This window comes from Isoptericola sp. Y581 (assembly GCF_059445475.1).
The window spans coordinates 482,568-507,394 of record NZ_JCAIUK010000001.1; the positions used below are offsets into that span (position 1 = coordinate 482,568).

The 24,827-nt window shown below is 72.7% G+C and carries 22 protein-coding genes; 10 read left to right on the forward strand and 12 right to left on the reverse strand.

The annotated features are described in order from the left end of the window. Positions 1 to 117: 117 nt before the first annotated feature. The 5 genes from AC1C2W_RS02250 to AC1C2W_RS02270 all read right to left on the reverse strand — a co-directional run bounded on the left by AC1C2W_RS02250 (position 118) and on the right by AC1C2W_RS02270 (position 4,003). Positions 118 to 522 carry an ectoine synthase gene (locus tag AC1C2W_RS02250; RefSeq protein WP_495387993.1) on the reverse strand — a complete coding sequence of 135 codons (405 nt, stop codon included), beginning with the start codon at positions 520 to 522 and terminating at the stop codon, positions 118 to 120. Positions 523 to 585: 63 nt separating this feature from the next. Beyond that, positions 586 to 1,884, reverse strand: a complete 1,299-nt coding sequence (ectB, locus tag AC1C2W_RS02255; RefSeq protein ID WP_495387992.1) for a diaminobutyrate--2-oxoglutarate transaminase — start codon at positions 1,882 to 1,884, stop codon at positions 586 to 588. A 114-nt stretch (positions 1,885 to 1,998) separates the two neighbouring features. Next, complete coding sequence (gene ectA, locus AC1C2W_RS02260; protein ID WP_495412254.1) at positions 1,999 to 2,619, reverse strand: diaminobutyrate acetyltransferase; 621 nt, start codon at positions 2,617 to 2,619, stop codon at positions 1,999 to 2,001. Positions 2,620 to 2,903: 284 nt separating this feature from the next. After that, entirely contained in the window at positions 2,904 to 3,386 is a 483-nt protein-coding gene (gene greA, locus AC1C2W_RS02265) for a transcription elongation factor GreA (RefSeq protein WP_495387990.1), read from the reverse strand. A gap of 197 nt (positions 3,387 to 3,583) precedes the next feature. Continuing rightward, positions 3,584 to 4,003 (reverse strand): DUF4307 domain-containing protein, encoded by a 420-nt coding sequence (locus AC1C2W_RS02270; RefSeq protein WP_495412255.1) that lies wholly within the window; start codon positions 4,001 to 4,003, stop codon positions 3,584 to 3,586. Positions 4,004 to 4,109: 106 nt separating this feature from the next. Here AC1C2W_RS02270 and mca point away from each other — a divergent pair, with 106 nt between their 5' ends. The 3 genes from mca to AC1C2W_RS02285 are packed head-to-tail and all read left to right on the forward strand — an operon-like array spanning position 4,110 to position 6,312. Further along, positions 4,110 to 4,985, forward strand: a complete 876-nt coding sequence (gene mca / locus AC1C2W_RS02275) for a mycothiol conjugate amidase Mca (protein WP_495412256.1) — start codon at positions 4,110 to 4,112, stop codon at positions 4,983 to 4,985. Beyond that, positions 4,982 to 5,332 carry a hypothetical protein gene (locus AC1C2W_RS02280; protein WP_495387987.1) on the forward strand — a complete coding sequence of 117 codons (351 nt, stop codon included), beginning with the start codon at positions 4,982 to 4,984 and terminating at the stop codon, positions 5,330 to 5,332. The genes mca and AC1C2W_RS02280 overlap by 4 nt, the downstream gene beginning before the upstream one ends. Then, complete coding sequence (locus AC1C2W_RS02285) at positions 5,329 to 6,312, forward strand: carbon-nitrogen hydrolase family protein (protein WP_495412257.1); 984 nt, start codon at positions 5,329 to 5,331, stop codon at positions 6,310 to 6,312. Before AC1C2W_RS02280 ends, AC1C2W_RS02285 begins: the two co-directional genes overlap by 4 nt. Positions 6,313 to 6,316: 4 nt before the next feature. On the opposite strand, the gene trhA is transcribed toward AC1C2W_RS02285, so the two are convergent. Continuing rightward, complete coding sequence (trhA, locus tag AC1C2W_RS02290; RefSeq protein WP_495412258.1) at positions 6,317 to 7,105, reverse strand: PAQR family membrane homeostasis protein TrhA; 789 nt, start codon at positions 7,103 to 7,105, stop codon at positions 6,317 to 6,319. 303 nt (positions 7,106 to 7,408) lie between these two features. On the opposite strand from trhA, the gene AC1C2W_RS02295 reads away from it, so the two are divergent. The 4 genes from AC1C2W_RS02295 to hemQ all read left to right on the forward strand — a co-directional run bounded on the left by AC1C2W_RS02295 (position 7,409) and on the right by hemQ (position 10,864). Beyond that, positions 7,409 to 8,170, forward strand: a complete 762-nt coding sequence (locus AC1C2W_RS02295) for an isoprenyl transferase (RefSeq protein WP_495387984.1) — start codon at positions 7,409 to 7,411, stop codon at positions 8,168 to 8,170. Between the two features lie 92 nt (positions 8,171 to 8,262). Beyond that, on the forward strand, positions 8,263 to 8,868 hold the full coding sequence (locus AC1C2W_RS02300; protein ID WP_495412259.1) for a MarR family winged helix-turn-helix transcriptional regulator: 606 nt from the start codon (positions 8,263 to 8,265) through the stop codon (positions 8,866 to 8,868). A gap of 80 nt (positions 8,869 to 8,948) precedes the next feature. Further along, on the forward strand, positions 8,949 to 10,106 hold the full coding sequence (locus AC1C2W_RS02305) for a ferrochelatase (RefSeq protein WP_495412260.1): 1,158 nt from the start codon (positions 8,949 to 8,951) through the stop codon (positions 10,104 to 10,106). Next, complete coding sequence (gene hemQ / locus AC1C2W_RS02310) at positions 10,103 to 10,864, forward strand: hydrogen peroxide-dependent heme synthase (RefSeq protein ID WP_495387981.1); 762 nt, start codon at positions 10,103 to 10,105, stop codon at positions 10,862 to 10,864. Before AC1C2W_RS02305 ends, hemQ begins: the two co-directional genes overlap by 4 nt. Before the next feature lie 119 nt (positions 10,865 to 10,983). On the opposite strand, the gene AC1C2W_RS02315 is transcribed toward hemQ, so the two are convergent. From AC1C2W_RS02315 to AC1C2W_RS02325, 3 genes are all read right to left on the reverse strand, one after another. Next, positions 10,984 to 11,874: a putative protein N(5)-glutamine methyltransferase gene (locus AC1C2W_RS02315; protein ID WP_495412343.1), complete on the reverse strand. Its 891-nt coding sequence runs from the start codon at positions 11,872 to 11,874 to the stop codon at positions 10,984 to 10,986. Beyond that, the gene (locus AC1C2W_RS02320) at positions 11,871 to 13,157 is read right to left on the reverse strand and encodes a Glu/Leu/Phe/Val family dehydrogenase (protein ID WP_495387980.1); all 1,287 of its coding nucleotides are present in this window, start codon (positions 13,155 to 13,157) and stop codon (positions 11,871 to 11,873) included. Before AC1C2W_RS02320 ends, AC1C2W_RS02315 begins: the two co-directional genes overlap by 4 nt. Positions 13,158 to 13,517: 360 nt before the next feature. Then, the gene (locus tag AC1C2W_RS02325) at positions 13,518 to 14,111 is read right to left on the reverse strand and encodes a biotin transporter BioY (protein WP_495412261.1); all 594 of its coding nucleotides are present in this window, start codon (positions 14,109 to 14,111) and stop codon (positions 13,518 to 13,520) included. Positions 14,112 to 14,315: 204 nt separating this feature from the next. Here AC1C2W_RS02325 and AC1C2W_RS02330 point away from each other — a divergent pair, with 204 nt between their 5' ends. Beyond that, positions 14,316 to 15,605 (forward strand): Nramp family divalent metal transporter, encoded by a 1,290-nt coding sequence (locus AC1C2W_RS02330; RefSeq protein ID WP_495412262.1) that lies wholly within the window; start codon positions 14,316 to 14,318, stop codon positions 15,603 to 15,605. Positions 15,606 to 15,618: 13 nt separating this feature from the next. On the opposite strand, the gene AC1C2W_RS02335 is transcribed toward AC1C2W_RS02330, so the two are convergent. Beyond that, a complete protein-coding gene (locus AC1C2W_RS02335) occupies positions 15,619 to 16,476 on the reverse strand; it encodes a helix-turn-helix domain-containing protein (RefSeq protein WP_495412263.1) in 858 nt (285 codons plus the stop codon). A gap of 53 nt (positions 16,477 to 16,529) precedes the next feature. On the opposite strand from AC1C2W_RS02335, the gene AC1C2W_RS02340 reads away from it, so the two are divergent. Continuing rightward, positions 16,530 to 20,102: a proline dehydrogenase family protein gene (locus AC1C2W_RS02340; protein WP_495412264.1), complete on the forward strand. Its 3,573-nt coding sequence runs from the start codon at positions 16,530 to 16,532 to the stop codon at positions 20,100 to 20,102. 437 nt (positions 20,103 to 20,539) lie between these two features. Continuing rightward, positions 20,540 to 22,150, forward strand: coding sequence for an APC family permease (locus tag AC1C2W_RS02345; protein WP_495412265.1), 1,611 nt, complete (start codon positions 20,540 to 20,542; stop codon positions 22,148 to 22,150). Between the two features lie 40 nt (positions 22,151 to 22,190). Here AC1C2W_RS02345 and AC1C2W_RS02350 read toward each other — a convergent pair whose 3' ends face one another. Further along, complete coding sequence (locus AC1C2W_RS02350; protein WP_495412266.1) at positions 22,191 to 23,201, reverse strand: LacI family DNA-binding transcriptional regulator; 1,011 nt, start codon at positions 23,199 to 23,201, stop codon at positions 22,191 to 22,193. 9 nt (positions 23,202 to 23,210) lie between these two features. After that, on the reverse strand, positions 23,211 to 24,785 hold the full coding sequence (locus tag AC1C2W_RS02355) for a glycoside hydrolase family 1 protein (protein WP_495387973.1): 1,575 nt from the start codon (positions 24,783 to 24,785) through the stop codon (positions 23,211 to 23,213). Positions 24,786 to 24,827 lie beyond the last annotated feature (42 nt).

Below are 24,827 nucleotides of genomic sequence, written 5' to 3' on the forward strand. Positions count from 1 at the left end.
CCTCCGACCCTTGGACGCCAGGAAAGTTCGGGGGGCTGGCTTTAGGGGGAAATCCCGACCGGGATCCCCCCCAAACCCACGCCCACAACGCTCGCGGGGGCGAGCGAGCCGACCAGGTCAGACCGTGGCGGCCTCGGGCTCGGTGACGAGCGGGTAGACGCCGTCCGCGTCGTGCACCTCGCGGCCGGTGACCGGCGGGTTGAACACGCACACGCACTTGATCTCGGTGCGCGGGCGCACCTTGTGCTTGTCGTGGTCGTTGAGCAGGTACAGAGAGCCCGGCTTGAGCTGGTGCACCTCGCCGGTCGCCAGGTCCTCGATCTCGCCCTCGCCCGAGGTGATGAAGACGGCCTCGATGTGGTTGGCGTACCAGAAGAAGCTCTCGGTCCCGGCGTAGAGCGTGGTCTCGTGCACCGAGAAGCCGACGCCCTCCTTGGCGAGAATGATGCGCTTGGAGCGCCAGTTCTCGCTCTTGATGTCCGAGTCGGTGTCGGTGACGTCGTCGAGGGTGCGGACGAGCATAGGGGTACCTCCGGTGGTTCGGGTGCGGTGGGGTGGTTCTACGGGTCGGTCAGGCCAGGTTCGTCAGGCCAGGACGGCCGCGACGGACTCGCTGATGATCTTGAGCCCGCGCTGCAGCTCGTCGTACGTGATGGTCAGCGGGGGCAGCAGCTTGACGACCTCGCCCTCGGGGCCGGAGGTCTCCATGAGCAGGCCGCGCGAGAAGGCCTCCTCGCAGATGGCCCCCGCGGTCTTGCCGTCGGGTGTCTGCAGGCCGCGCGCCAGGCCGCGGCCCTTGGCCACCAGGACGTCGTCGCCGTAGCGGGCGACGAGCGAGTTGAAGTGCGCCTCGACGAGCGCGCCCTTGTCGATCGTGGTGCGCTCGAGCTCGTCGTCCGACCAGTAGGTGCGGATGGCCTCGCTCGCGGTGGCGAACGCCGGGGCGAAGCCGCGGAACGTGCCGTTGTGCTCGCCGGGCTCCCAGATGTCGAGCGCCGGGCGCACGAGGGTCAGTGCCAGCGGCAGACCGTAGCCCGAGATCGACTTCGACAGGCAGATGATGTCGGGGACGATCCCGGCCTCCTCGAACGAGAAGAACTTGCCGGTGCGGCCGCAGCCCATCTGGATGTCGTCGAGGATGAGCAGGATGCCGTGGTCGGTGCACAGGTCGGCCAGACCGCGCAGCCACTCGGCGCGGGCCGCGTTGATGCCGCCCTCGCCCTGCACGGTCTCGACGATGACCGCGGCGGGCTCGTTGAGGCCGCTGCCGCCGTCCTCGAGCATCCGCTTGAAGTACTGGAAGTCGTCGACTTCGCCGTCGAAGTAGTCGTCGTACGGCATCGGCGTGGCGTGCACGAGGGGGATGCCCGCGCCGCCGCGCTTCATCGAGTTGCCCGTCACGGACAGGGCGCCCAGCGTCATGCCGTGGAAGGCGTTGGTGAAGTTGATGACGGACTCGCGGCCCGTCACCTTGCGTGCCAGCTTGAGCGCCGCCTCCACGGCGTTCGCGCCGCCCGGCCCGGGGAACACGACCTTGTGATCGAGGCCCCGCGGTCGCAGGATCGTCGAGGAGAAGGTCTCGAGGAACTCCCGCCGAGCCGTGGTGAACAGGTCGAGCGTGTGCACCATGCGGTCGTCGGCGAGGTAGTCCAGCAGCACCTGCTTCAGCCGCGGGTTGTTGTGCCCGTAGTTGAGGGTGCCCGCGCCGGCGAAGAAGTCGAGGTACTCGGTGCCGTCCTCGGCGTACACGGTCGAACCCACGGCCCGGTCGAACACGACGGGCCAGGAGCGCGAGTAGCTGCGGACCTCCGACTCGAGGGCGACGAAGCCCAGGGGATCGTCGGCGGCGTACGCCTCGGTGGAGGGGACGGTCGGGGTTGTCACGAAGGACACTCCTTGGGGTGGTGCGCGCCGGTGCGGTGTTTGGTGAGGGTGGGCTGCGTCGTCACCTGCGCGCCGAACCGGCGCAGCCTGAGATCTGGTCGAGGACCGCTGCGATCAGCGGGAGGGACTGAATCCCTCGATCACGAGCAGCGGCTCGGCCTCGTGCCCGTCCGGGAAGTGCGAGGCCTCGAACCCGGTGGTCTCGCGCAGCGTGGCGCCGCGGTCGGCGGCCCAGCGGCCGAACAGGCGGCGGGACGCGAGGTTGTCCGTCGTCACCGTGGTCTCCACGCGGGAGACGGCGGGTGTGTCGTGCGCGGTGGCGTCGACGACGGCGTCCAGCAGCCGGCGGGCGACCCCCCGGCCACGCACCCGCGGGTCCACGGCGACCTGCCACACGAAGAGCGTGCGCGGGTCGGCCGGGAGGCGGTACGCGGAGAGGAAGCCCACTGGCGCGGGACCTGCGGTGCCGCCGGCTCCGTCGTCGAGGACGGCGAGCCGGCAGGTCGCGGCGAAGTGGTCCGCGAGCAGCAGGTAGGCGTAGGAGGAGTTGAGGTCCAGGGAGCCCGAGTCGCGGGCGAGGCGCCACATGGCGCCGCCGTCGACTGTCGTGGGCGGCCGGATCGTCAGGCCCTCGAGGCTCGCCTCGGTGCTTGCCGCCATGCGGGACGGCGGTGGGCCGTCGGTCGAGCTGTCGGTGGTCGGGTGGTTGGTCGTTGCGGGGTCCGTCGTGTCCATACCGCCATCGACCATAGACGCATCGAGGGGGAAGTTCACCTCGGCCATGACCGTTCCTCGACCGACGCGACCCTTGGCGCCCCCCGACGATCGTTGGCAGATCAGCGATATGTCGCGACGATCATCGACGAATCATCGACGGTTCTGCAGCAGGTCATCTGTCTCGAATGCTGAGACTTTCCATCGCTTCCGCGGGTGCCTGGGCCGGGAACGACCGTGGGCGCGCCCGTCTGCAACGGGCACGCCCACGGCATGCGTCTGGGTCCGGGACGTTGCCCGGGAGGTCAGCCGACGAAGGGCGTGGCCTTCTTGATCTCGACCGGGATCTCGCGGCCGCTGGGCGCCGTGTAGGCCACCTTCTCGCCGATGCGGTGCCCGTCGATCGCGGCACCGAGCGGCGACGTCGGCGAGTACACGTCGAGGTCGGTGGTGCCTGCGATCTCGCGCGAGCCGAGCAGGAACGTCATCTCGTCCCCGGCGACCAGGGCCGTGACGACCATGCCGGCCTCCACGACGCCGTCGTCGGCGGGCGTGCCGATCTGGACGTGGCGCAGCTTCTCGGCGAGCTCTCGGATGCGGGCCTCGTTCTTCGCCTGTTCTTCGCGCGCGGCGTGGTACCCGCCGTTCTCCTTGAGGTCGCCCTCGTCGCGGGCGGCGGCGATGCGCTCGGCGATCTCGGTGCGGGCGGGGCCGGAGAGGTGCTCCAGCTCGGCCTGCAGCCGGTCGTGAGCCTCCTGGGTGAGCCAGGTGACGGTGCTCTCGGTCACGAGGGCTCTCCTTTCGTGGTGCTCGTGGCCTGTTCCGGCAACGCTCATGCGTCCGACGTGCGTCGGCACGCGCGTCGGCTGGGCAGGACTGGCGTGTGAATCATTCAGGATAGCCCGGACCGGGCGCAGAACCCAGGTCTCCGCCCTGGGCGAACAAGCTTCTGAGCGGCGATGGGGCCGGGCGTGGGCCGAGGGCCTCAACCCTGGTCGGTGATGTCGCAGGTCTCGACGACCGCGGTGGTCGCCTCCTCCGACGTGCGGACCGTGACGGTGTAGGCGGTCGTCTGGTCCTCGGTCGGCCCGACCGGCACGTCCAGGGTGCCCACCTGGGCGTAGCTCGGGGCGAGCGCCTCGACCTCGCAGACGGCCGTGGTGCCGGGGGGCATGTGCACCTGGAACGTGACCTCGACCCGCTCGGCGTCCTGCACGTGGAAGGCCACCACGTCGACGTCCACCGGGTCGCGGCGCGTCTGCTCGATCGAGAACCACGCAGCCACGGCCACCGCCGCGGCGAGGGCGGCGCCGATCGCCACCTTGCCGCCCGTCCCGATGCTGCGGCGCCCTGGGCGCGTGCCGTACCGGTCGGCGGGGGGAGTGGGGTTGCCGGGCTCGCTCATGGTGCACCATTGTCCCTGAACCTAGCCGCCGACACGTCACCCGGGAGGGACCTTGTCCTCCGCCTCCTCTGCACCGCCCTCGGGCGAGCGCGAGCCCCTGCGTCTGATGACGGTGCACGCGCACCCGGACGACGAGTCGAGCAAGGGCGCCGCGACCATGGCCCGCTACGCCGCCGAGGGCGTGGATGTGCTCGTCGTCACCTGCACCGGCGGGGAGCGCGGCGACGTGCTCAACCCGAGCTTCCGCCCGCCGGAGGGTTACGAGTTCGAGACGGTCGAGGGTCGGCGCGCGGTGCGGCGCCTGGAGATGGCTGCCGCCGCGGAGGCGCTCGGCGTCCGGCAGACGTGGCTCGGCTTCGTCGACTCGGGGCTGCCGGAGGGCGACCCGCTGCCGCCGCTGCCGGAGGGCTCGTTCGCCCTCATGCCGCTCGAGGAGGCCTCCGCGCCGCTGGTCGAGCTGATGCGTGAGTTCCGGCCGCACGTCGTGACCACCTACGACCCGTCCGGCGGGTACCCGCACCCCGACCACATCAAGTGCCACGAGGTCGCGTACGAGGCGTACCACGCGGCCGGGGACGCCTCGCGGTACGTCGTCGAGGGCGGGGCGGAGGCCTGGGCGCCGCGCAAGCTGTACTACAACCACGGGTTCTCGATGGACCGGATGCGTGCCGTGCACGAGGCGATGCAGGGCGCCGGCCTGGAGTCGCCGTTCGGCGACTGGATCGAGTCCCGCGCCGCCCGCGAGATCCCCGAGCGTGAGGTGACCACCAGCATCGACGTCGCCGGCTACTTCGGGCAGCGCGACGCCGCGCTGGTGGCGCACGCGTCGCAGATCGACCCCGACGGCTTCTTCTTCGCGGTGCCCCGCGACATCGAGGCGGACGTGTGGCCCACCGAGGAGTTCGAGCTCGCGGACTCCCGGGTCCCGACCACGCTCCCCGAGGACGACCTGTTCGCCGGTCTGCGGGGAGAGGGCCGATGAGCGCCGTCTGGTCTGCGGCCGTCGTCCTCGCCACCGACCCGAGCCCTAGCCCCAGCCCGACCTCGCAGCTGACCGAGCTCGAGGTGACGCCGGGCCTGGCGGGGTTCGTGGCCACGTTCGCCGTCGCCGTGGCGTGCGTGCTGCTGTTCCTGTCGTTGACGCGGCACCTGCGCAAGGCCCGGCACAACGCGGAGGAGCAGGGCATCCCCGTGGAGGAGCCCAGGCGGATCGGATTCAGCCAGCCGGGCGAGGGCGACCCGACCGGCGCCGATCCGGCCGACGGGCAGGGCGACGGGCAGGGCGGGCAGGGCGACGGGCCGGACGAGGACGGCCAGGAGCGTCGATGAGCGCGTCGGTGCGCGTCACGGTCGGGCAGCTCGCGATCACCGCCGATCACGACGCGAACCGGGAGGCGGTCGCCGAGGCGTTCCTCGCGGCAGGCCGGGTCGGCGCCGACCTGCTGCTGCTGCCCGAGTACGCGTCGGGATACGACCGCCGCGGCGTTGGCGTCGAACACGCGGAGCCGCTCGACGGCCCGTTCGTCACCGCCCTGCGCCAGCACGCCGCCCGCTACCGCATCACCGTCGTGGCGGGCACGACGCTGCCGGCGGTCGGTGGGAGAGCCGCGGGGTCGCGCACCGGGCAGATCCCGGCGGTCAGCGGGGCGTTCCCCGCGGTGAGCGGAGCGTTCCCGGCCGTGACGGGGGCGTTCCCCGCGGTCACCGGGTCCGTCCCCGCGATCACCGGGACGACGCCGAGCGCGTCGTCGGCCGAGCCCGCCGCCGACCGGGTCGCCACCCGGGGGTCCAACACCGTCGTCGCCGTGGACGCCACGGGCGCGCTTGTCGGCGCCTACCGCAAGGTGCACCTGTACGACGCGTTCGGCTCGCGCGAGTCCGACCGGCTCGAGCCCGGCCCGGCGGACGTGCCGCCGCTGGTCCTCCGGTTCGGTGACCTCACTTTCGGCGTCATCACGTGCTACGACCTGCGCTTCCCGGAGTCCGCGCGCCGCCTCGTCGACGCGGGCGCGGACGTGATCGTGGTGCCGGCGGCGTGGGTGGACGGGCCGCTCAAGGCCGACCACTGGCACACGCTGCTGCGCGCCCGGGCGATCGAGAACACCGCGGTGGTGATCGGCGTCGGGATGGCCGGGCCGGGACTGGTGGGTCGCTCCCTGCTGGCGGGGCCCGACGGCGTGGTGGGGCTGGAGCTCGACGAGACGCCGCAGGTGCGCACGGTCGACCTCGACCCGGATCCGCTGGCGCAGGTGCGCCGGCAGAACCCGTCGCTGGCGAACCGGCGCTACCTCGTCGTGCCGAGGTCGTGAGCGGCTACAGCGCCGCGAGGTAGATCGCGACCGTGTGGCACGTGAAGCCGATGACCGTCAGCGCATGGAAGATCTCGTGGAACCCGAACCACCGCGGCGACGGGTCGGGGAACTTGGTGCCGTACACCACCGCTCCGAGGACGTACGCGACGCCGCCCGAGGCGACCAGCCAGCCGACTGCGGGCCCGCCGGCGGCGCCGAACTGCCCGATGTACCCCATGGCCACCGAGCCGAGCGCCACGTACACCGGCACGTAGAGCCAGCGAGGCGCACCCATCCACAGCACGCGGGCCACCAGGCCCAGTACCGCGCCGCTCCAGACGATGGCCAGCAGGACGGCGGCCTTCTGCTGCGGCAGCAGCATCACGGCCAGCGGCGTGTAGGTGCCCGCGATGATGAGGAAGATGTTGGCGTGGTCCAGGCGTCGCAGCACGGCCGCGACGCGGGGGGACCAGGTGCCGCGGTGGTAGACCGCGCTGGTGCCGAACAGCAGGACGGCGGTGACCCCGAAGACGGCGCACGCGATCTTGTCCGCTGGGGTGTCGGCCAGCACGACCAGCACGATCGCCGCGGCCAGCGCCAGCGGGGTGGTGACGGCGTGGATCCAGCCGCGAAGGTGGGGCTTGAGCCGGGCCGCCTGCGCTGCGGCGGCCTCCGAGACGGTCTGGACGGCGTCGGTCACGGCGCCGCGGGCCTCACCGGCGGCGTCCTTCGCGCCCTCGACGACCTCCTTGACGACGGGCAGGTCGAGACGATCGGTCGCGCGGCCCTTCTGCTGGGCGGCAGCTGCCACGGTGGTCTCCTCACTCGGGACGTAACCTACGCATCCGTAGGTTAGTCAAAGCGTAGGCGACGCGAGCGGGGCAGGTCGACCAGGGCTGTGAAGATCCTGGGGCGGGCTGCTGTCCGTCGCGAGCCGGTGCGGCCGGTCGGCGTCCGGTGTCGGACGAGGGGCGCCGCGTGCGGCAGGATCGGTGCGGAACGGGCCGGTGCGCGAGAGCGGTACCGTTGTCCCGCTCCCCGTCCGACCCCCCGCCGGACACCTGCGTGCGGTCGTACGCGGTGCGGCGCGGCCCTATCCACCGAGGTCACACGCGTGCGCATGCCCCACCTGCTCTACGGCCTGTACGAGCGACGCCTCGCCGCATCGCTGCCGACGGCGCAGAAGCCCCGGCACGTGGGCGTCATCCTCGACGGGAACCGGCGCTGGGCCCGGTCGTTCGGCGAGACCGCCGCGACGGGGCACCGCCGGGGGGCCGACAAGATCACGCAGTTCCTGGGCTGGGCCGAGGAGCTCGGCGTCGAGGTGGTGACGCTGTGGATGCTCTCCACCGACAACCTCGCGCGACCGGAGGGCGAGCTCACCGACCTGCTCGACATCATCCGCGACGCCGTGCAGGACCTCGCGGAGTCCCGCCGCTGGCGGCTGCGGGTCATGGGCCGCCTCGACCTCCTGCCCTCCGAGCTGGCGGACGCCGTCCGCGCCGCCGCGGACGGCACGAGCGACGTCCAGGGGCTGCAGGTGAACGTCGCGATCGGGTACGGGGGCCGGCACGAGATCGCTGACGCGGTGCGCTCCTACCTCAAGCAGGAGTCCGCGACCGGGGCGACGCTCGAGGAGCTGGCCGAGCGGATCGACGTCGAGGACATCGCCGCGCACCTCTACACCAAGGGGCAGCCGGACCCGGAGCTCGTCATCCGCACCTCGGGCGAGCTCCGGGTGGGCGGCTTCCTGATGTGGCAGAGCGCGCACTCCGAGCTGTACTTCTGCGAGGCCTACTGGCCCGACTTCCGCCGCGTGGACTTCCTGCGCGCGTTGCGCGACTTCTCCCGCCGGGAGCGACGACTCGGCCGGTGACCGGCCCGTGGTTGAGCCTGTCGAGACCATCCGGTGGTTTCGACAGGCTCAACCATCGAGCGGACGTCGGTGGCCTGCGGCACACTGCCACGGTGACCCCGCCGCCCGTGCCGACGCAGTCGTCGGAACCCGAGACCGCGCAACCGGCCCAGCAACCGACCCAGCAATCGACCCAGCAACCGAGCCAGCAACCGATCGAGCAGACGTCCGAGCAGACGGCCGAGCACCGGACCACGGCGAGCGCCCGCCTGGCCGCCGACGCCTGGGAGTCGCTGTTCCGCACGCAGGTGACGATCATGCGCCGGTTTCAGGCGGACGACATCTGGCACGACCTCACGATGCGCGAGTACGACGTGCTCTTCACGCTGTCGCGAGCGCCCGGCGGCGAGCTGCGCCTGCGTGACCTGAACGAGGACATCCTGCTGGCCCAGTCCTCGCTCTCGCGCATGGTCGAGCGGCTCGAGGCGCGGGGGCTGGTGGAGCGGTCCGTGCCGGCCGCCGACGCCCGCGGCACGCTGGTGCGGCTCACCGACGAGGGCGCGCGGCGCCAGCGGGAGACCGGGCGTGCGCACGTGCGCACGATCGCGGAGTACGTGGGCACGGGGCTGGAGCCCGCCGAGCTGGAGACGCTGACCAGCCTGCTCGGGCGGCTCCGCGCGGCGCAGGCGCGCATCCCGGACCGTTCCTCGTCGATGTGACAGGGCGTGCTGTCAATGTCACGTCGGAAGAGCGGCCTCCGCGGCCTGCAGGCCTGCGGCCGGGTGCCATGATGACGATCATGCCGATGACCCCCCGGTCGGCCGATTCCGGCCCGTACGACGCCCTGCTCCTCTACTCCTTCGGTGGTCCGAACAAGCCGGAGGACGTGGTCCCGTTCCTTCGCAACGTGACCGCCGGCAAGGGGATCCCCGACTCGCGACTCAAGGAGGTCGGCGAGCACTACTACGGCTTCGGCGGCAAGAGCCCGATCAACGAGCAGAACCTCGCGCTGAAGGCGGCGCTCGAGGCCGAGCTCGCCGCCCGCGGGATCGAGCTGCCCGTGGTGTGGGGCAACCGCAACTGGGAGCCGTACACCACCGACGCGATCGACGAGCTGGAGCACCTGGGCGCCCGCCGCGCCGTCGCCCTCGTCACCTCCGCCTACTCCTCCTACTCCGGCTGCCGCCAGTACCGCGAGGACCTCGCGGTCACGCTGGAGAAGCGCGGCCAGCTCGGCCCCGACGGCTCCACCGGCGTGCAGTTCGACAAGGTCCGCGCCTACTTCAACCACCCCGGCTTCGTGCAGGGCAACGTCGAGGCCGTGCTCGAGGCATACGACGAGCTCGAAGCCAAGCTTGCCGACGGGGGCGGGCCGGCCGCCGACGCGAAGGTCGTCTTCGTGACCCACTCCATCCCCGACACGATGGAGGCAGCGTCCGGCGTCGGGCACGCCACCTACTCCGCGCAGCACCTGGACGTCGCCGCCGTGATCGCGGCCACCGTCGCCGAGGCCCGGGGGCACGCCGTCGAGTGGGAGCTCGCGTACTGCTCGCGCTCCGGCCCGCCGTCGCAGCCCTGGTTGGAGCCCGACGTCAACGATCTGCTCACCGAGCGCGCCGGCGAGGGCCTGCGGAACGTCGTGATCTCCCCGATCGGCTTCGTCTCCGACCACATGGAGGTGGCGTACGACCTCGACACCGAGGCGATGGCCACGGCCACGGAGCTGGGCATGACTGCGGTGCGCGCCGGCACGGTCGGCACCCGCCCCGTGTTCGTCTCCGGCCTGGTGGACCTCATCCTCGAGCGCGCGGCCCTGGCCCGCGGCGAGGACGTGGACCAGGCCACCGCGGGCACCCTGCCCGCGTTCCCGTCCGTCACGCCGGACGACTGCTGCCTGCGGCGTCACGCCGAGCCCAGCGGCATCCCGGCCCTCTGCAGCGAGGACATGCACCGATGAGCGAACACACCCACGGCGACACGGGCGAGGCCGTCCAGGCCGCCGCGATCAACGAGTCCATCCGGTACGCGATGATCGCGGTCTTCTCCCTCGCCGAGCCGCTGCCGGCCGGTGACGCCGAGCGCGCCGCGGTCGCCGTCGAGGCCGAGGCCGCGCTGTGGGACGGCCAGCCCGACGCCGCCCGCGACCCCGTGCGGGCCGACGGCGAGGTCGTCGTGCGCGGCGTGTACGACGTCGCGGGGCTGCGGGCCGACGCCGACCTCATGGTGTGGGTGCACGGCCCGTCCGTCGAGGCCGTGCAGGGCGCCTACCAGCGCCTGCGCGCGTCGCGGCTCGGCTCGGCGCTGGCGCCGGAGTGGTCGGTGGTGGCGCTGCACCGCGCCGCCGAGTTCAACAAGGGCCACGTGCCGGCCTTCCTCGCCGGCGAGCGGCCGCGCGACTACCTCAGCGTCTACCCGTTCGTGCGCTCCTACGACTGGTACCTGCTGCCCGACGCCGAGCGTGGCACGATGCTGCGCGACCACGGCATGGCGGCCGCCGGCTACAAGGACGTGCGCGCCAACACGATGAGCACCTTCGCGCTGAGCGACTACGAGTGGCTGCTCGCGTTCGAGGCCGACGAGCTGCACCGCATCGTCGACCTCATGCGCGACCTGCGCGCCACCGAGGCGCGCCGGCACGTGCGCGAGGAGGTGCCGTTCTTCACCGGCCCGCGCGTCACGCTGGCCGACTGGGCGGACAAGCAGCCCCGCGCCTGACTTCCCGCCGGTTGAGCTTGTCGAAACCCGGGTTTCGACAAGCTCAACCAGCGGTGGCGGACTCAACCAGCGGTGGTGGACTCAACGAGCGGTGCCGGACTCAACCAGCGGTGCCGGACTCAACCAGCGGTGGCGGACTCAACCAGCGAGGTGGCGGTGGCGACGACGACCGTGCCGCCGGTCGCGTCGTCGGCGTCGGGGTCGTCGTCCGTGACGACGCGGGCGGCGAGCCCGACGCCCTCGACCAGCGCGGTCGCCGCGGCGACCTGACCGGTGCCCACCTCGAAGAGCAGCGACCCGCCGGGGGCCAGCCAGCCCGGAGCGGCGACCACCACCCGCCGCAGGATGTCGAGGCCGTCGGCGCCGCCGTCGAGGGCGACGGCGGGCTCGTGGTCGCGGGCCTCGGGCGGCATCGTCGCAATCGCGTGGGTGGGGACGTACGGCGCGTTGCAGAGTAGCAGGTCGACGCGGCCCCGCAGCATGCTGGGGACGGCGCTGAGCAGGTCGCCTTCGTGCACGGCGGCACCGAGCGGCTCGAGGTTGCGGCGCGCGTAGACCACGGCGGCCGGCTCCACGTCGCTCGCGTGCAGCACGGGAGCCGCTGTGGCGTCCCGGAGGCCGAGCAGCACGGCCCCGCCCACGGCGCCGCACCCGCAGCACAGGTCGAGGATCGTCTGGGGCGCGGGCAGGCCGAGGGCGGCCGCGACCATCAGCTCGGTGCGCCGGCGCGGCACGAACACGCCGGGCCCCACCGACCAGCGGCGGCCGGCGAACTCGACCCAGCCCAGCAGGTGCTCCAGCGGCTCGCCCGCCACGCGACGCGCGACCAGGTCTTCGAGCACGGGCCCGTTGACGTCGTCGTGCCAGCGGTCTTGGGATGACAGACGGGCGGCCTCGACGAGCAGGGCTGCCTCGTCCTCGGCGAACACGCAGCCCGCGGCCCGCAGCCGTGCGACGAGGTCGTCGTCGGCAGCGGGCCGCGCGAGCGAGGTGCTCCGGTCGTGGCTCAGGGGTACAGCCCTCGGATGCGGTGGGCCTCGGCGGTGCGCTGCACGCCGATGACGAGCGCGGCGTCGCGCAGTGACAGCCCCTCCCGCTTGGCCAGCGTGGACACGTCGCCGAACGAGGACGTCATGCGGTACTCGAGCTTGTCGGCGATCTCCTGCTCTGACCACCAGTACGCCTGGTTGGCCTGCACCCACTCGAAGTAGGAGACGACCACACCGCCGGCGTTGGCGAGCACGTCCGGCACCACGGTGACGCCGTTCTTCGCCAGGAGCCGGTCGCCCTCGGTGGTGGTGGGGCCGTTGGCGCCCTCGACCACCCAGCGTGCCCGGACCCGGGAGGCCGTGACCTCGTCGAGCACACCCTCCACGGCCGCGGGCACGAGGACGTCGACGTCGAGGGCGAGCAGCTCGTCGTTGGACACCGCGTCGCCGCCGTCGAACCCGACCACCGACCCGGTGGCGGCGACGTGCTCGAGGAGCCGGTCGACCTCGAGGCCCGCGTCGTTGCGGAGCCCGCCGTACTGGTCGCTCACCGCCACGACCGTGGCGCCCCGGCCCGCGAAGATCGCGGCAGCGTGCGAGCCGACCTTGCCGAAGCCCTGCACGGCGACGGTCACGTCCGACAGCGGCACGCCGGCGTCGCCGAGCGCCGCGGCGGTCACGTGCACGATGCCCGCGCTGGTCGCCGTGCCGCGCCCGCGCGAGCCGCCGACGGCCAGCGGCTTGCCCGTCACGACGCCGGGGATCGTGTACCCGCGGTTGACGGAGTAGGTGTCCATGACCCAGGCCATGGTCTGGGCGTCGGTGCCCATGTCGGGCGCCATGATGTCGGTGTCCGGGCCGATCATCGGCATGATCTCGGACGTGTACCGGCGGGTGACGCGCTCCAGCTCGGCCGTCGAGTACTCGCGCGGGTCGATGGCGATGCCGCCCTTGGCGCCCCCGTACGGCAGGTCGACGATGGCGCACTTCCACGTCATCCACATGGCGAGCGCGCGCACCTCGTCGACATCGACGCCGGGGGCGTACCGCAGACCGCCCTTGCCGGGGCCGCGGGAGATGTTGTGCTGCACGCGGAAGCCGTGGAACAGCGCGGTCTGGCCGTCGTCCCGGCCGAGCGGCACGGCGACGTGGATCTCGCGCCGCGGGGTGGCAAGCATCTGGTGCTGGCCCTCGTCGTAGCCGAGCACAGCCACCGCGCTCGCGAGCTGGCTGTGCGCGGTGGCGAGGGGAGAGCTGTGGTGAGGGGCGGGGGCCGGGGTATCGGCCAGGGGTGCCGAGGTCATCGACGTCGTCGTCACGGGTCCTCCAGGACACGGTGCCGGTGACCCCGGGGTGGGGGCCGGCAGGGGCGGCGCGGCCCGGGATGGTGGGCCTCGGCGTCCACGGTAGCCCCTCGCGCGGGTGCCCCTGCAGGCGAGGCTCGGGGGGTTGCGGAGCCGTGTCCGTGCGTTGACCTGGCCATGACGGACTCGTCGGTCGAGCTTGTCGAGACCACGTCCCGGGTTTCGACCAGCTCAACCGGCGGACTCGTCGGTCGAGCTTGTCGAGACCACGTCCCGGGTTTCGACAAGCTCAACCGGCGGACTCGCCGGTCGAGCTTGTCGAGACCACGTCCCGGGTCTCGACAAGCTCAACCGGCGGGGTCAGCGCGCGAGCCGCCAGGCGGTCGGCAGCAGGGCCGCGGCGAGCGCCGCCTTCAGGATGTCGCCCGGCAGGAACACGACCGCGCCGCCGAGCAGGGCGGCGCCGATCGGCATCCCGGTGCTCACGGCGAGCCACGGCACGCCGACGGCGTAGACGGTCAGGGTGCCGATCGCGTACGTCCCGGCCGTGGTGAGCACCCGGCGGTCCGCGCCGCGCCGCGCGAGCGCGCCGACGACCATCCCGGCCACGAGGAACCCGACGAGGTAGCCGCCGGAGGCGCCGGCCACCGACTGCCAGCCCGCCGTCGCGCCCGCGAACACGGGCAGGCCCGCGACGCCGGCGCCGAGGTACACGGCCTGCGCGAGCGCCCCGCGCCAGGGTCCGAGGGCCGCGGCACCGAGCAGGACGGCGAAGGTCTGGCCCGTGAGCGGCACCGGCAGCCCGGGGACCGGGATCACGACCTGGGCAGCGAGCGCGGTGAGGGCGGCCACGGCGACGACGAGGACGACGTCGCGGGCGAGGGCGCCGGGCAGCAGGTCCGCGAGGACGCGGCGCGGGCGGGCCGGGGCGAGGGAGAGTGCGGCTGCGGTCATGACGACGACGCTAGGTGCCCGCCGGACCCGGGTCACAGCCCGGTGCATCACGAGTCCGGGGCCCACGATTGTGCAGGTCGGACAGACGCGAGGCGGCGTACGGCGTGGAGGACCCCGGTCGTTGTGGGAATCGTGCACGCGACCTGCCCTCCGCGCGGCACGGCGCCGGTGTCCGGTCCGGGGCGTTTGCTACTCTCCGGCGGCATGGCAGACAAGGATGTCGCAAGCCCCGCCCTCGACCACGAACTCCGGGAGGAACGCCCGCGCTGGCGCCTCGTCGGGCCGGGTCTCGTCGTCGCCGCCACCGGCATCGGTGCCGGCGACCTGGTCGCGACGCTCGTGGCGGGCAGCCGCTTCGGGTACACCTTGCTGTGGGCCGCCATCGTCGGCGTCCTCATCAAGATCGTGCTGGTGGAGGGCGCCGGCCGGTGGTCGCTGGCCACGGGCCGCACGATCTTCGACGGCTGGAAGTCGCTGGGCGCCTGGGCGAGCGTCTACTTCGGCGTCTACATCGTGGTGTGGGGCTTCAGCTACGGCGCGGCGGCGATGTCGAGCTCCGCGCTGCCGCTCGCGGCGCTGTTCCCGCAGGTCGACCTCATCTGGTTCGCGATCGTGTCGGGGCTCATCGGCGCGGCCGTCGTGTGGTTCGGCAAGTACAAGACGTTCGAGTACGTCATCGCTGTGCTCGTGGGCGTCATGTTCGTGACGATCGTCGGGTCGGCCGTCCTCACGGTGCCGAACCTCGGCGAGATCGTCGGCGGGCTCGTGCCGCGCATCCCGGAGGGCTCGATCCTGTACACCCTCAGCCTCGCGGGCGGCGTCGGCGGCACCATCACCCTGGCCGCCTACGGGTACTGGCTCAAGGAGAAGGGCTGGCACACCCCGCACTGGATGAAGGTCATGCGGATCGACAATGCCGTGGCCTACGTCATCTCCGGCGTCTTCGTCGTCTCGATGCTCATCGTGGGCGCCGAGCTGCTGTACTCCTCGGGCGTCACCATCGCGGACGGCGAGGGGGGCCTGGTGGACCTGGCCGACGTGCTCGCCGACCGGTACGGGGAGTTCATGGCACCGCTGTTCCTCGTGGGCTTCTGGGCGGCGTCGTTCTCGTCGGTGCTCGGCGTGTGGAACGGCGTGTCGCTGATGTTCGCCGACTTCGTCGCCACGGCCCGGGGGCTGTCCGAGGACGACTCCCGCCGCAAGTCGGGCGGCACCTACTACCGGGCCTACATCCTGTGGCTCACGTTCCCCCCGATGCTGCTGCTCCTGCTCGACCAGCCGATCGCCCTCGTGGTGGCCTACGGCGCGCTCGGCTCGCTGTTCATGCCGTTCCTCGCGATCACGCTGCTGTTCCTCATGAATTCCTCGCGGGTGCCCGCGAAGTGGCGCAACCGGCCGCTGACCAACATCGCCCTCGTCGTGATCGCCGGCATGTTCGTCGTACTGGGCGTGCAGCAGCTCGTCGAGGCGGTCGCGCCGGCGTTCGGGGGCTGATCGACCAGCAGGCTCAACCAGCGCTGCGGGCGCGACGGCGGAACGACGACGGCGTCTCGCCCGTGAGCCGCGCGAACGTGCGCGTGAACGACGGCTGGTCGTAGAAGCCGGCGGCGGCGGCGACCTCTGCGAGCGGGGTCGCCGTCGACGTGAGCAGGTGCGCGGCGCGGTCCACCCGGGTGCGCAGCACGAGCTGGCGGGGCGAGAGCCCGAAGACCTTCCGCACCCGGCGGTCCAGCACCGCGGGGGTGCTGCCCGCCATCGCGGCCAGGTCGGCCACCGAGAGCGACACCCCGGGCGAGGCGTCCAGGTGGGCCTCGACGCCGGCGACCAGGCGGGCCGTCGCCTCCATGGTGCCGTCGTCGGCGTCGCCGGAACGCAGGTCCTGCGACACGGAGACCAGCCCGACCACGCGGCCGCCGTCGCGCACCGGCAGCTTCGCGGTGAGGAACCACCCCGGCGTGCCCCCGACGCGGCGGATGAGCTCCAGCTCGTGGCGCAGCGGCCGGCCGGTGCGCAGCACCTCCGCGTCCTGCGCCTCGTAGCGCCCGGCGAGCTCGGGCACGAAGAGGTCGGCGGCGCGCCGGCCCAGCACCTGGCGGCGCGAGCGCTCGTTGGTGCGGCGCACGAAGACCTGGTTGACGGCGAGATAACGGCCGTCGGCGTCCTTGGCGCAGAACATGACGTCGGACAGCTCGTCCATCAGCGCCACCATGACGGGGGAGAGCGCGGCCAGCACCGCAGCGGTGCCTGGCACGTCGGTCAGCACGTCGGTCAGCACGTCGGTCAGCACGTCGGTCGGGACGTCGGCGTCGCCGCCCGCGCGGACCTCGTCCGGCGTGCTGCTGGTGTTGTCGGAATCTGCGCCCATCGCGGGCCCGATCGTACAAGACGGGCACCGGCTCGAGGGCGCACCCTGGGGGCATGAGTACCTCCGTTCCGGCGCACGGCGGCGCCACGTCCTCCGCCGTGCGCAGCGCCGACAGCACCGCCGCCGTCGACGCCGACGCGGCCCTCACCCCGGGCGCCGAGGCCCTGATCGAGGACGCCGTCGCGCTCGCCCACCACTGGATCGCCGTCGCCTCGGGGACGTCTCCGCAGGCCGCGGGCGCGTCCACCACTCGGGCCGACCGCAAGACCCGCGCGACGGCCGAGCGCCTCGGCGCGCTCGTCTCCGACCCAGCGGGCCTCGAGCTCGCCGTCGGGTTTGTCGACGACGTGGCGCGCCCGCACGACCTCGCCGTGGCCGCCACCGCCCTGGCCCGCCTCGGCCGGGACGCCGGCTCCGCCACGTTCCTCGGGCCGATCGACCGGGCGCTGTTCAAGGTCGGCGCGATCGTCGCTCCGGCGCTGCCGTCCGTCGTCGTGCCCGCCGCACGGGTGCGGCTGCGCCAGCTCGTGGGGCACCTCGTGGCCGACGCCGGCAAGGGCCTCGGGCAGCACCTCGCCCGCACCCGCGCCGAGGGGTACACCCTCAACGTCAACCTGCTGGGCGAGGCCGTGCTCGGTGACGACGAGGCCGCCGCGCGCCTACAGCGCACCATCGACCTGGTGCGCCGGCCCGACGTCGACTACGTGTCCGTCAAGGTCTCCTCGGTGGCGGCGCAGCTCGTCACGTGGGACCTGGACGGTTCCCGCGAGCGCGTCGTCGAGCACCTGCTGCCGCTCTACCGGGCGGCCCGTGACCACGACGTCTTCCTCAACCTCGACATGGAGGAGTACAAGGACCTGGCCCTCACCGCGGCCGTCTTCACGCAGGTGCTGGACCGCGACGAGTTCCGCGACCTCGAGGCCGGCATCGTGCTCCAGGCATACCTGCCCGACGCGATGGGTGCGCTCGACGGGCTGACCGAGTTCGCGCAGCAGCGCGTCGCCGCTGGCGGCGCCCGCATCAAGGTGCGTCTCGTCAAGGGCGCGAACCTCGCGATGGAGCACGTCGAGGCCGAGCTGCACGACTGGGCGCAGGCGCCGTACCCGACCAAGCCCGACGTGGACGCCAACTACGTCCGCATCCTCGACCACCACCTGCGTGCCGACCGCACCTCCGCCGTCCGGCTCGGCGTCGCGTCGCACAACCTCTTCCACGTGGCGCTCGCGATTCTCCTGGGGCGGCGGCGCGGAGTCTCAGAGGGCCTCGACATCGAGATGCTGCAGGGCATGGCACCCATCGAGGCGCGCCTCGTGCGCGACGAGGTGGCCAAGGGCGATCCCGACCAGCAGGGCCGCGTCGTGCTGTACACCCCGGTGGTGCGCGACGAGGACTTCGACGTCGCGATCTCCTACCTGGTGCGCCGGCTCGAGGAGAACGCGACCGAGCAGAACTTCCTGCACGCGGCATTCGCGCCCGCCGACAGCTCGGGCGCCGAGCCCGGCGTCCGGGCGACGCCGATGGAGCGTCAGGAGCTGGCGTTCCGCGCGTCCGTCAGCCACGGCGTGCACTACCAGCCGGCGGACGTCGCGCCACGCCGCCGCGACCGGTTCTCCCACTCGGCGGGCTCGACCGGCGGGACGGCCTTCCACAACGCCGTCGACACGGACCCGGCCGTCGCCGCCCACCGCGCGTGGGCCCGCGACGTCGTCGGCCCGGAGTCGGGCTTCGTGCCCGTCCAGGCGCCCGAGGTCACCACGACCGCCGAGATCGACGACGCCGTCGCGCGCGCCGTCGCCGCCCGGCAGGCCTGGGCCGCCGCCGCCCCCGCCGACCGGGCCAAGGCGCTGCGCGCCGCGGCCCGCCACCTCGAGAACCGCCGCACCGACCTCGTGGCCGCCATGGTGCACGAGCCGGGCAAGACCGTCGCCGAGGCCGACCCCGAGGTCAGCGAGGCGATCGACTTCGCGAACTACTACGCCGCCTCGGCCGAGGCGCTGGAGCAGGTGGACGGCGCGACCTTCACACCGGACGGCGTCACCCTCGTGACCCCGCCGTGGAACTTCCCTGTCGCCATCCCCACCGGCGGCGTGGTCGCGGCGCTCGCGGCCGGCTCCGCGGTGCTGGCCAAGCCGGCGCCGCCCACGCCCCGCTGCTATGAGATCGCCGTGGACGCGGTGCGCGCCGGGCTCGAGGAGGTCGCCCCCGAGATCGGGCTGGACCCGCAGGCCGCACGCGACGTCGTGCAGTTCCTGCGGGTGCCGGACGGCGACCTGGGTCAGCACCTCGTGACGCACGCCGACGTGGCCCGCGTGATCCTCACCGGCTCCATCGAGACGGCCGAGCTGTTCGCGTCGTGGCGTCCCGAGCACCCGGTGCTCGCGGAGACGTCCGGCAAGAACGCGCTGGTCGTGACGCCGTCGGCGGACCTCGACCTCGCCGTCTCGGACCTCGTCAAGAGCGCCTTCGGGCACGCCGGGCAGAAGTGCTCGGCCGCGTCGCTGGTGATCCTGGTCGGCTCCGTGGGCGACCCGTCCACCGAGACCGGCCGGCGGTTCCGCCGCCAGCTCGTGGACGCGGTGCACTCGCTCGCCGTCGGCCCCGCCGCCGACCTGTCCACGGTCATGGGCCCGCTCACCGAGCCCGCGCAGGGCAAGCTGCTGCGCGCCCTCACGTCGGTCGAGCCGGGGGAGTCGTGGCTGGTGCGCCCGCGGCGCCTCGACGAGGTCGCCGCGGCCGCCGGCATCGAGCCCGACCGCCTGTGGTCGCCAGGGCTGCGTGACGGCGTCGCGCCGGGGTCGTTCTTCCACCTCACCGAGGTGTTCGGCCCGGTGCTCGGCATCATGACGGCCAAGGACCTGGACGAGGCGATCCGCCTGCAGAACCAGGTGGACTTCGGCCTCACCGCCGGCATCCACTCCCTCGACGACGACGAGATCGCCACCTGGCTGGACCGGGTCGAGGCCGGCAACGTGTACGTCAACCGGCACATCACCGGCGCCATCGTGCAGCGGCAGTCGTTCGGCGGCTGGAAGGCGTCGGCCGTCGGGCCGGGCGCCAAGGCGGGCGGCCCGAACTACGTCGCCGAGCTCGGTCGGTGGGCCGACGACGCCACGGTGCCGTCGCGCACGACTGACCCCGAGGGCTGGCTCGCCCGGGCGAAGGCGTCGGACGACGCGGCCTGGGAGGCCGAGATCGGCGTCGGGCACGACAGGTCCGGCCTGCGGGTGGAGGAGAACACCTTCCGCTACCGCCCGATCGACCGGCTGACCGTCCGAGTCGGCGACGGCGCCCTGCCGATCGAGGTGCAGCGGGTGCTCGCCGCCGCCCGGCGCGCGGGCGTGCCGGCCGTCGTCGTCCCCGACACGGACAGCGGATGGGGCGTGCCGCACGAGGCGCCGATGTCGCACGAGGACTTCGCGGCAGCCGTCGCGGCGGGCCGCGTCACCGGGCGCGTCCGCGTGCTCGGTCGTGCGCCGGGCCTGCACGCGGCCGCCTCGAAGCGTCTCGGCACCGTCACGGTGCTGGACGCACCGGTGGTCGCGAGCGGTCGGCGCGAGCTGCTCGCCGTCGTGCGCGAGCAGGCCGTCAGCCGCACCCGCCACCGGTACGGCCACGTGCACGCCTGACCGCGAGATAGAGAGCCCACCCCGGCGAGATAGAGAACCCCCGAGCGCGAGATAGAGAACCCACCTACGCGAGATAGAGAACCCCCGAGCGCGAGATAGAGAAGCTCGGTCGAGACCGCACCTCGTTGCGGTCTCGACCGAGCTTCTCTATCTCGCGCNAAAGAAAAAAAAACCCTCGATCACCCCCCCCTTTTGTCCTTTCCCCCCCCCCTCTTCTCTATCTCGCGCTCGGGGGTTCTCTATCTCGCGGTCTGGTGTTCTCCTGTCCGGTTGCCTCTCGATCTCGGCGTGGAAGCATCGACGGATGGTCGCGCCGGGACGTGACCACGCCGGGATCGCGCGGGCTGAACGGACCCTTCACGACGTCGTAGCGTCGGAAAGGGTCTGCCGGCCGTCGAGACCTGGCGGCACCGAACTACCCCGAAGGAGCCCCCACGATGCAGCTCATGCGCCGACGGTCGATCGAGGCCACGGTCGCCGTCTCCGACGAGCCGGAGCGGCAGCTCAAACGCACCCTCGGAGCCTGGGACCTCGTCGTCCTCGGCATCTCCGTGGTCATCGGAGCCGGGATCTTCTCCAAGGCCGCGCAGGTGTCGGCCACCCAGACCGGCCCTTCCGTGGTGATCTCGTTCATCATCGCGGGCACCGTGTGCGCGCTCGCCGCGCTCTGCTACGCGGAGTTCGCGTCGCACATGCCGGTGGCGGGTTCTGCGTACACGTTCTCGTACGCGTCGATGGGCGAGCTGCTCGCCTGGATCATCGGCTGGGACCTCATCCTCGAGATGTTCTTCGCCGCGTCCGTCGTGGCCAAGGCGTGGGGCCTGTACCTCGACAACTTCCTCAACGTGTTCGGCCTGGGCGGCGTGGACTCGAACGGTGTGGCCTCCGGCATCCACAACACCGTGCAGCTGGGCAGCGTCACGTTCGACTGGGGCACGGCCCTGCTGATCGTGGCGCTCGCGATCCTGCTCGCCGTCGGCACCAAGCTCTCGACGCGCGTCACCGGCGTCCTCACGGCCATCAAGGTCGCGATCGTGCTGCTCATCATCGTGGTGGGCTTCGCGTTCTTCAGCGCGTCCAACCTGAGCCCGTTCGTGCCGAGCCCGGAGTCGTTCGGCGAGTCCACGACCCACGGCACCACGATGACGCAGACCCTCTTCTCCTGGCTCGCCGGCGCGGAGCTGTCCGTGGGCGGCGTGATGGGCATCCTCGCGGGCGCCGGCACGGTGTTCTTCGCGTTCATCGGGTTCGACGTCGTCGCCACGGCGGCGGAGGAGACCCGTGAGCCGCGCAAGAACGTGCCGCGCGGCATCCTGGGTGGCCTCGCCATCTGCACCGTGCTCTACATCGCGGTGTCGATCGCGCTGTCCGGCATGGCCACCCCGCAGCAGCTGCGCGACGCCACGCCGGACGGCGGCGCGTCCGCCACGATCATCACGGCGTTCCAGCTGCAGGAGAACGCCCCGACGTGGGCAACGCAGGTCATCACGGTCGGCATCCTCGTGGGCCTCACGACCGTGGTCATGGTGCTCATGCTCGGCCTGACCCGCATCGTCTTCGCGATGAGCCGCGACGGCCTGCTGCCCCGCGGCATGTCGAAGACGTCCGAGCGCGGTACCCCCGTCACGATCCAGGTGGGCACCGCCGTGCTCCTCGTCATCGTGACCTGCTTCTTCTCGGTGGACGTGCTCGGCAACATGGTGAACATCGGAACCCTGTCGGCGTTCGTGCTCGTGAGCTTCGGCATCCCGCTCCTGCGCCGTCGTCGCAAGCAGGCCGGCCTGCCCGAGGGCGAGGGGTTCCGCGTGCCGTGGGCGCCGGCGCTCCCGATCGTCTCGGGCCTGCTGTGCCTGTGGCTGATGCTCCAGCTCGATGTCGAGACGTGGCTGCGGTTCCTGGTGTGGCTGGCCCTCGGGTTCGCCATCTACTTCGGGTACAGCTACCGCAACTCGCAGCTGCGCAAGCACCCGGAGCAGATCGCGGCCGACTACCGCGAGGCCCTGCAGACGAGCGTGGGCGTCGACGACGACACGCCGCGTCGCGACTGACCCTCCCGGCGCCACCCGGCACCGCACCCCGGTCGACGGACTAGGCCGACTCGCCCTCGACGAGGCGCGGGACGAAGATCTCGGGCTGCGCCGGCGCGCCCGCCCCGCCGAGCATGTCGAGCAGGGTCGACGTCGCGGCGGTGACCATCTCGACGACCGGCTGGAGCACGGTCGTGAGCCGCGGCGTCGTCCGCTCGGCGCCCAGGGCGTCGAAGCCGACCACCGCGACGTCGTCGGGCACGCGCCGCCCGGACTCGAGCAGCACCTGCAGGGCGCCCGTGGCCATGAGGTCCGACGCGGCGAAGACGCCGTCGACGTCGGGGTGGTCCGCCAGGATCTGCTGCATCGCCGTGGCGCCGCCGGTGACGGTGAAGTCGCCGTTCACGACCGCCAGGGGCGGCAGCCCGGCTTCGTCGAGCGTGTGCTGCCAGGCGTCGTGGCGGTCCACGGCGGCGGTCATGTCGAGCGGGCCCGTGATGGTGGCGATGCGCCGGCAGCCGCGGCCCACGAGGCGCTGCGTGGCAGTGCGCCCGCCGGAGGCGTTGTCCACGTCGACGAAGTGCAGCGACTCCGTGTCGAACGGGCGCCCCACGAACACCGCGGGCAGGTGCGAGCGGATCAGCTCGCCCTCGAGCTGGTCCTCCTTGTGGTGCGACGCCACGATGACGCCGTCCACGTGCCCCGAGCGCAGGTAGCGCGCGATGTGCCCCGGCGGCTCGCCCGGCCGGGCGAGGAGCAGCACGAGCTGCAGCTCGGTCCCGGTGAGGCCCTCGCTGACGCCCCGCAGCACGCCCGCGAGGAACGGGTCGGTGAGGATGCGGGCGTCGGGCTCCGGCACCACCAGCGCGATCGAGTCGGTGCGGCGGGTGACCAGCGAGCGCGCCGCCCGGTTCGGGGCGTACCCGAGGCGGGCGACGGCGTCGTCGACGGAGGCCTGGGCCTCCGGCGAGACCCGGTCGCCCCCGTTGATCGCGCGCGACGCCGTGGACCGCGAGACTCCCGCCGTCCGGGCGACGTCGTCCAGCGTCGGGCTGGCGTGCTCGATGACCACCAGCGGAGACTACTCTGCGCCCGGGCCGGTCAGACCGGCCGCGTCGCGCCCCGGCACGACGCCGTCGCGCGCCACGTCCGCGTACCAGCGGCCCGAGGCCTTGACCGTGCGCTCCTGCGTCTCGTAGTCCACGTGCACGAGCCCGAAGCGCTTGGAGTAGCCGAGCGCCCACTCGAAGTTGTCCATGAGCGACCAGGCGAAGTAGCCCCGCACGTCGGCGCCGGCGTCGATCGCGTCCTTGGTGGCGCGCAGGTGCAGGTCGACGAACGTGAGCCGGTCCTGGTCGTCGACGGTGCCGTCGGGCTGCACGACGTCGGGGTAGGCGGCCCCGTTCTCCGTGATGAACATCGACGTGCCGCGCGGGCCGGTGTACTCGTGCTGCAGGCGGGTCAGCAGCCGGGTGAGGCCCTCGGGCTGCACCTCCCAGCCCATGTCCGTCGTGGGCAGGCCGCGGCTGTGGTGGTGGATGCCGTCCGGCACCGGGTTGGGCGAGCGGGTCTCCCACAGTGTGGCGTCCGCGGGTCGGGCCCCGTCCGGCCCGGCGGTGCCCTCCGGGGCCGCGCCGTCGTCCTGCTGCGGGCGCGCCGAGACGGCGCCGCCGTTGTAGTAGTTGACGCCGAGCACGTCGATCGGCGTGGAGATGACCTCCAGGTCGCCGGGCAGGACGTGGTCGGCGAGGCCGAGGTGGGCGACGTCGGCCAAGATGTCCCGCGGGTACGCGCCGCGCAGGATCGGGTCGAGGAAGATCCGGTTGAACATGCCGTCGTCGCGGCGGGCGGCCTCCACGTCGGCGGGGTCGGTCGGGTCGACCGGGTCCGAGACGGTGAAGTTGAGCGTGAGCCCGAGCACGGCCTCCGGGTCGCGCTCCCGCAGCGCCTGCACCGCGCCGCCGTGGGCCAGCATGAGGTGGTGGGCCGCGGCCAGGCCGGCCTCGGGCGACCTCTTGCCCGGGGCGTGCACGCCGGCGGTGTAGCCGAGGAAGGCCGAGCACCAGGGTTCGTTGAGGGTGGTCCACACCTTGACCCGGTCGCCGAGCGCCTCGTGCATCGCCACCGCGTAGTCGACGAACCGGGAGGCGGTGTCGCGCGCGGGCCAGCCGCCGAGGTCCTCGAGCGCCTCCGGCAGGTCCCAGTGGTACAGCGTCAGCCACGGCAGCACGTCGGCGCCGAGCAGCTCGTCCACGAGGCGCGAGTAGAAGTCGAGTCCCTCCGCGTTCACGGTCTTGCCGTCCGGCATGACGCGGGCCCACGACGTCGAGAACCGGTACGTGTCGAGGTTGAGGCGCTGCATGAGCGCCACGTCCTCGCGGTAGCGGTGGAAATGGTCGCAGGCGACGGAGCCGTCGTCCCCGTCCACCACAGCGCCCGGGACGCGGCAGAACGTGTCCCAGATCGAGTCCTCGCGGCCGCCCTCGGTCGCGGCGCCCTCGACCTGGTACGCGGCGGTGGCCGTGCCCCAGAGGAAGCCCGTCGGGAACGCGACGGAGCCCTCGGCGTTCGGGGAGCTCGTGAGGGGCGCGGTGGGCACGAACGGCACGGCGGTGCCGGGGGCCGCGAGACGCGCGCCGAGGGTGGGGAGGGTCATGGATTCGGATCTTTCCATCGGAGGGGTGCCCCCGCAGCCGCG